Origin of the sequence: Caballeronia sp. (assembly GCF_049581465.1) — a bacterium.
Taxonomy (GTDB): Bacteria; Pseudomonadota; Gammaproteobacteria; order Burkholderiales; family Burkholderiaceae; genus Caballeronia.
In genome coordinates this window covers 1-1,695 of record NZ_JBAUSA010000562.1, presented here as the reverse complement: position 1 = coordinate 1,695, position 1,695 = coordinate 1, and the positions used below count along the sequence as shown (strand labels likewise).

The window sequence follows — 1,695 nt, the reverse complement described above, 5'->3', positions numbered from 1 at the left end:
CAGCAACCACATCCGGCCGCGCCGCAGTTGCATCCCGCCGCGCGTTCACCAGATTCAGCCGACGCTCGATAGCGCTCCAGAGCTCAGGCGGCGGCGCGACCGCCGGCCCAATCTCCGTCATCGCCGCGAGCCGCATGCGCCAGGTTTCGACGGCGAGGCGTATCGCCGGGTCGTGCTGGGAAATGCGTTCGAAGCGTCTTCGCGCACCGCCGCGCAGCACGCCGAGCGTATATTCCGCCGCAAGCTGATCGATAAGGCCCGTGTGTCGATGCAAATCCATCACAGGCCTCCAAGACAGGTTTTAAGTTTTTCGAGGCCGCGCCGGATCCACGACTTGACCGTGCCCAGGGGTACTTTCAATACCTCGGCCACTTCGCTGTGGCTCTGGTCGCGCAGGTAGGCGAGGGCGACCGCTTGTCGCTGGTTGGCGTCCAGCCGTTGCATGCAGATCGCGAGTTGCCGCGCTTCCTCGCTCATCAGCAACTGGTCGGAGGGATCCGCCTCGCTTGCCGGCAAGGTATCGTCCAACGCGTCGCTCCATTCTGTTTCGGCGCTCGCACCGTTGGCCTTTTGCCGCCGCAAATAGTCGAGCGCACGGTTGCGGACGATCGCCGCCATCCAGGTCATCGGTGCGGACAGGCCGGCTTTATAGTCGCCCGCGTAGCGCCAGATATTGATGAACGCGTCCTGCAACACCTCTTCGGCCCATTCACGCTTCACCAATATACGAAGCGCAAGGCTAAACAGTTTCGACGAAGTCAGATCGTAGAGCGAGCGCAACGCAGCGGCGTCTTCCGTAGCAACGCGTTCAAGCAATTGCGCGAGCGCGTCGGGTGTCGGCTCTTGAGGGAGGGCTGTCGTCATGGGACCGGTCGGGTAAGCGGCGCGGTCATCTTACCGAAATTATCGGCATGAACCGCATCGGTTTTTATTTGCATCCACGTGCATCCGATGTGAGATCGTCTGCGTATCTAGGGGTGCGAGTCCGTTCCTGCGGGACCGAAATTGCATCAATTCCGGTGCGTCGGCGGTGCTCACCTCGTGTCCCCGCAAGTGCCACGGCTCCGCCGTGAGACTTGCGGCTTTGCCCGGTATCGATACCGGGCATTTTTTTGCTACGTCAGTCTTCAGCAGCATCCGTACCCACTAGTATCACCAGCTTCAAATCCTCCCGATGCGCGGGCTTGAACGTGATCTGGTCGAATACCAGCCTGCCACGCGACGGATGATCGAATTCGCGCGCGCCGCCTTCCCGTTCGCCCACGTCTTGCGACGCCCAGAAACGCGCGAAGGCATCGCTGGCGGCGCTCAGCGAGTCGACCAATGCGCGTGTGGGCGGATCGTTCAGGTGACGGATCGAATCCGCGCGAAACTCGGCCGCCAGCCGCCGGGCGCGCGTTTCCCAATCGACTACCAAGGTCTTCGCTTCTGGCGCGGTGAACGTGAACGCGAGCAGATTCCGGTCATGCTCGCCGTCGAGCCAGCCGACGAACAAATCCGCTGCCTGCGCGTTCCAGCAGAGCGCGTTCCACTGCCGGTCGAGCACGTAAGCGGGCGTGTCGATCAACTCCACGGATTTCAACAGCGACGCCGGCGCGTCCTGCGCCGCCGGATCGGGTTCGGCGGGATCGCGCTGGGCGGCGAGTTCGAACAGGTACGCCCGTTCTGCACGCGACAATTGCAGCGCCATTGCAA

2 protein-coding genes and 1 pseudogene are annotated in these 1,695 nt (G+C 62.7%); all 3 read right to left on the bottom strand.

The window, feature by feature from the left end; translation table 11 throughout:
* A pseudogene (locus tag WCA53_RS13880) lies at nucleotides 1-280 on the bottom strand (hypothetical protein); the annotation flags it as partial.
* A complete protein-coding gene (locus tag WCA53_RS13875; protein ID WP_423911098.1) occupies nucleotides 280-864 on the bottom strand; it encodes a sigma-70 family RNA polymerase sigma factor in 585 nt (194 codons plus the stop codon). The gene WCA53_RS13875 and the pseudogene WCA53_RS13880, both read right to left, overlap by 1 nt.
* Before the next feature lie 256 nt (nucleotides 865-1,120).
* On the bottom strand, nucleotides 1,121-1,695 hold a 575-nt coding region (locus tag WCA53_RS13870; RefSeq protein ID WP_423911095.1), incomplete at its 5' end, for a transcriptional regulator.